The organism is Streptomyces macrosporus (assembly GCF_039533145.1).
Classification (GTDB): domain Bacteria; phylum Actinomycetota; class Actinomycetes; order Streptomycetales; family Streptomycetaceae; genus Streptomyces; species Streptomyces macrosporus.
Genome location: NZ_BAAASZ010000005.1, coordinates 155,331 through 159,575 on the forward strand (window position 1 = coordinate 155,331; position 4,245 = coordinate 159,575).

At 72.1% G+C, this 4,245-nt stretch carries 4 protein-coding genes; 2 read left to right on the forward strand and 2 right to left on the reverse strand.

Going from position 1 to position 4,245, the window contains the following annotated elements:
• Positions 1–14: 14 nt before the first annotated feature.
• Entirely contained in the window at positions 15–554 is a 540-nt protein-coding gene (locus ABD335_RS02900; protein ID WP_344320428.1) for an MFS transporter, read from the reverse strand.
• Between the two features lie 944 nt (positions 555–1,498).
• Here ABD335_RS02900 and ABD335_RS02905 point away from each other — a divergent pair.
• On the forward strand, positions 1,499–1,966 hold the full coding sequence (locus ABD335_RS02905) for an SRPBCC family protein (RefSeq protein ID WP_344320429.1): 468 nt from the start codon (positions 1,499–1,501) through the stop codon (positions 1,964–1,966).
• 514 nt (positions 1,967–2,480) lie between these two features.
• Positions 2,481–3,731 (forward strand): HEAT repeat domain-containing protein, encoded by a 1,251-nt coding sequence (locus ABD335_RS02910; RefSeq protein ID WP_344320430.1) that lies wholly within the window; start codon positions 2,481–2,483, stop codon positions 3,729–3,731.
• A 289-nt stretch (positions 3,732–4,020) separates the two neighbouring features.
• Here the strand turns inward: ABD335_RS02910 and ABD335_RS02915 are convergent, their stop codons facing one another.
• Positions 4,021–4,164: a hypothetical protein gene (locus ABD335_RS02915; RefSeq protein ID WP_344320431.1), complete on the reverse strand. Its 144-nt coding sequence runs from the start codon at positions 4,162–4,164 to the stop codon at positions 4,021–4,023.
• Positions 4,165–4,245 lie beyond the last annotated feature (81 nt).

Sequence of the window (4,245 nt, forward strand, 5' to 3'; positions counted from 1 at the left end):
CCCCGGGAGAGGACTCACGTGACCACGTTCGCTCTCGTCGGCGCCGGCCCCGGCCTGGGACCGGCCACCTGGACCGCCCGACGACGGAGCCGAGCCGTGACGGCATCACGGCCCGCGGTTTCACCGCCGACGTCCTCGATCCCGCTTCCCTTCGGCAGCGGTCCGGCGGAGGCCGCGATGTCCGCCATCGAGCCCCACAGCCCGAAGGCCCACGAGCGTGCGGCCGGCGCGGGGCAGGCCTGCCGGGACAGAGCCGGGGAACCCGGCACGATCAGCACCGCGCCGAGCCCCCCCACCAGCCGGGCCACAACCAGGACGAGGGAACTCGGCGCGAGCGCGCACGCGACCGAGGACACGGTGAACACCGCCACGCCCGAGCAGAAGACCCGACGGTTGCCCAGCCGGTCGCCCAGCGCGCCGGCGGTCGGCAGGAACCCGGCGAAGACCAGGGTGTACCCGTTGGTGATCCACCGGATGCCGGTGAGCGAGGCCGACAGTTCCCGGCCGATCACCGGTACGGCGACGTTGATGATCGTCACATCCAGGATCACCATGAAGTACCCGACGCACACGGCCGGCAACGGTGCGAAGGACCGCCGCCCGGACTCCGGGGCCGACTCAGGAGGAGGCACCGGACTCACCGTCACCGGCCGACTCCGCGAACGCCGCGTCCCCACTCCGTCTCGTCCGCGGAGACCCCGTGTCAAAAGCCGCAAAAAACAACATGTGTGCCATTTTGCGGAAAACAGTCCGATTTCCATCGCCTCCGGCGAGGAAGGACCCCGAGCGTGTTCGGGCAACTCGCCCCGGAGCCTGGAGGACGAACCGGATCGGCCCACCTGGCCGTGGTTGTCGCTCGGCGCAATGGGGCTGGTGCCGGGTCAGGGCACGGCGGTGTGCCTCAGGGCTGCAAGATCGTCCGATGGCGGCTCCTGGGCGTACCCCGGCCGGACCCCGGATCCGACGACTTGCTTCACAGAGGTTGGACCAGGACCTCGGTTTGCGCTCTGTCCCTCCGTCTGTTTTCGGCTACACGGCCGGAGACGGACGGAGGAACGGTCACCGCAAGGATGTTCACCGCGCATGAACACCACCGCATCGACCCAGGGCGCGAACACCGCACCGGCCACCACGACGACACGTCGTTGAGGTACGCCGCGTCCACCCGCAAGTGGTGGTCCGGGACGATGTCGAGGCCCAAGACCTCCTTGTGCGCCGTCTCCCATGCCTTCCGCACCGGGTCCGGCATCGTCGGCCACGGGATGACGCCGCCGTCCGTCTCGGGGCACGGGGCGCCGGCCCGCACCGCGCCGAAGTCGACCGTCTTCGTGTCGGACGACGTCCGGCCGCGTGCCCCGGTGGCGGGCGTCGTCCTCGGGTGGGTCCGGTTGGCGCGTCGTGCGATTCGCCGGCCGCGGCCCGAGCCAGGCTGGTTTCTTCGGCGGGACGCTCGATGAGGACGGGGCCGGCGGGACCTCTTGGGTTCTAGGATCGGGCCATGAGCAGGATCGACCGTGCCGGCAGGGTGATCGCCGCCCCACCGGCGGCTGTCTACGACGCCCTCCTCGACCGGGAGTCCCTCGAGGCGTGGCTGCCGCCGGACGGCATGCGCGGGCGGATCGAGTGGTGGGACCCCCGACCCGGTGGCGGGTTCCGGATGGTCCTCACCTACCTCGATCCCGCCGACAGCCCTGGCAAGACTTCAGATGCGACGGATGTCGTCGACGTCGAGTTCGCCGACCTGGTGCCGCCGGAGCGCGTGGTGCAGCGGGCGGTGTTCGAGGCCGACGACCCGTCGTACGCGGGCACCATGACGTTGACCTGGCACCTCGCTGCCGCCGGTGATGGAACCGAGGTGACCGTTACCGCCACGGACGTGCCACCCGGCATCGACCAAGCGGTCCACGAGGCCGGGATCGCCTCCTCGCTGGCCAACCTGGCGTCGTACGTCGAAAGGGCCGGCTGACTCGGACCGGTCGTGGCCCGAGCCCGGCCACGTCGTCGAGAAAGCTCCCGAACACCCGCATCCGTCGTCACGAGCATCTCGCCGGACGACGGCGCGGGCCGGTTCCGGTGGGGTCGGACGAGGGCGCGTTCGACGCCTCGGAGGGTGCGGCCGAGCCCCGAACCGTGCGGAGTGCCGCGGCGGCCGACGATCGGCGTGCCGCCGCACCGCCCCGGCAGACGGCGGTGGGTGGCGTGGTCGCACCCGCCGCTACCGGGACGACTCCCTGGTCCTGGAGACCGAGTGGCGCACCCCGGAAGGCGCGGTGCGAGTCGTGGACCGTATGCCGGTGCGCGGCCGTCAAGGCCGGCTCGACCAGCGGCGTCACCGGACCATCGGCGCACGGCACCGCGAACCCGGAGGGCGTATCCGCCCGGGTGCGGAGGCACGCGTGGAACCGGACACGGAAGGGGGACGGTCCACTGCTCTCGCCTGAACCGCACAGATGTCAGAGCCATGTGGGACATTGCCGCTCGTGACGACGGAGAACAATCCTCTGGCCGGACTGGACGCGATCGACTGGGCGGCCCTGGAGCACGCCTACGGCGCCGCGGACGACGTTCCGGAACAACTGCGAGCCCTGTGCGGGACGGACGCGGAGGGGCGGCGGAAGGCCCTGCACGCCCTGTACGGCAACATCTTCCACCAGGGCAGCCGCTACGAGGCGTCGGCCGCGGCCGTGCCGTTCCTGGCCCGCATGGCGGCCGACGCGTCGGTGCCCGACCGGGACGAGGTCCTGGAACTGCTGGCGGCGCTGGCCATCGGGTATGACGAGGCGCATCTGCCGGGCGGCGTCGATGTGACGGGATGGCGGCAGGAGGTCGCGGCGTTCAGGGCGAAGGACCCGGAACAGGTGCGTGCCGAGTACGACACGTGGGTCGCGGAGGCGCCCGACGACGGCGAGCGGCGCGTCCGCGAGATGCACCGCGCGGTGTTCGACTTCGACGCGCAGCTCCGGGCCGCGGACGCCGAACTGGGCGCCTACGACGCGGTGCGGCAGGAGGTGCCGGCCCTGTGCGCGCTGCTGGACGACGGCGATCCGGCCGTGCGTGCGGCGACGGCGTACCTCGTGGCCTGGTTTCCCGAGGAGGGAAACCGCACGGTGCCGCACCTGCTGCGACTGCTCGACCACGAGACGGACCAGGCCGTCGTGGCCACGGCGCTCGTGGCGGCGGGGTTGCTGGGCGATGCCACGCTGACCGACAGACTGCGTCCGTTCCTCACCGCCGGGGACCAGACGGTGCGGTGGGCGGCGGCGACCGCCCTGGCACGCCTGGGCAGCACGGGAGCCGAAGCCGCGGTGGGCGCGGAGGTGCTCGCCGAGCTGGCCGCCGTCGAGGCGGATCCGCCGGAGCCCGGCCCGCCCGGCATCCTGTTCCACGAAGGGAATCTGCGCGGCTACGCCGCGGCGAGCCTCACCCTGCTGGCCGACCGCTACCCGACCGAGGCCCTGGACGCCGTGACGGACGGTCTGGCCGCCACCACGGGACCCGCCGGTTTCGCGGTCGCCGCGGCCGCCCTGCGTCTGGCCTTCGGCTCACAACGTCCCGCCGGCCTTCCGGCGTTCGCGGACCTGGACCGCCGGCAGCAGCGCCTGGTCCGCGTGCTGGCCACGCTCGACGACGGCACGTGGCGATGGGGGAACTTCCTGGGGATCCTGCGGGCGTGGGGTCTTCCCCAGGACCGCGCGGCGATGCGCGCCTACGCGGGAATGCCCACGGAGTAGCGAAGCGCCTCGCTTGGCAAGCTCCTCGCCGGCGGGCAAGTAAGCCCATGTCGCGTCACGTCGAGGGTACGAGCCGAAGGAGGAGAACGGCTTCGACACGTTGGCGGTACAGCCGGCCCTGCGGCCACGGACAGTCTCGGCCCTCGTCGACGACGGGCCGCCCGGCAAGCCGGGCGGCCCCTGCGTCGGCTGGCCCCGAGCGGTCAAACGCGCCGCTCGTGCCCGGCGACCCGCGCGGTCCGCGGCACGGGTGCACGGTCTCGACGGCCGTGCCGCGTCCGGCCGGCCGCTACGAGTGAGCCACGACCTCGCCGGCCGTGACCTGGGGAGGGTTGGGGAGCAGGGAGGCGAGGCGGTCCCGTACGAAGTCCGCCGCCCTGTCGGTCGACTCCTCGGCGCCGGCCCGGTCCTGGAAGACACTCGTGGAGATCATCACCCCGTCTCCGGCATCGATCCAGTAAGAACCTCTAACAGAATGATCATCGGTGTGGGTCGATCAACTTCGACGCTGCGT

What these genes read in the sequence shown, in the direction of transcription:
- ABD335_RS02905 (WP_344320429.1), top strand. Translation starts at nt 1,499, where the DNA reads ATGAGCAGGATCGACCGTGCCGGCAGGGTGATCGCCGCCCCACCGGCG.
- ABD335_RS02900 (WP_344320428.1), bottom strand. Translation starts at nt 554, where the DNA reads ATGGTGATCCTGGATGTGACGATCATCAACGTCGCCGTACCGGTGATC.
- ABD335_RS02915 (WP_344320431.1), bottom strand. Translation starts at nt 4,164, where the DNA reads ATGATCTCCACGAGTGTCTTCCAGGACCGGGCCGGCGCCGAGGAGTCG.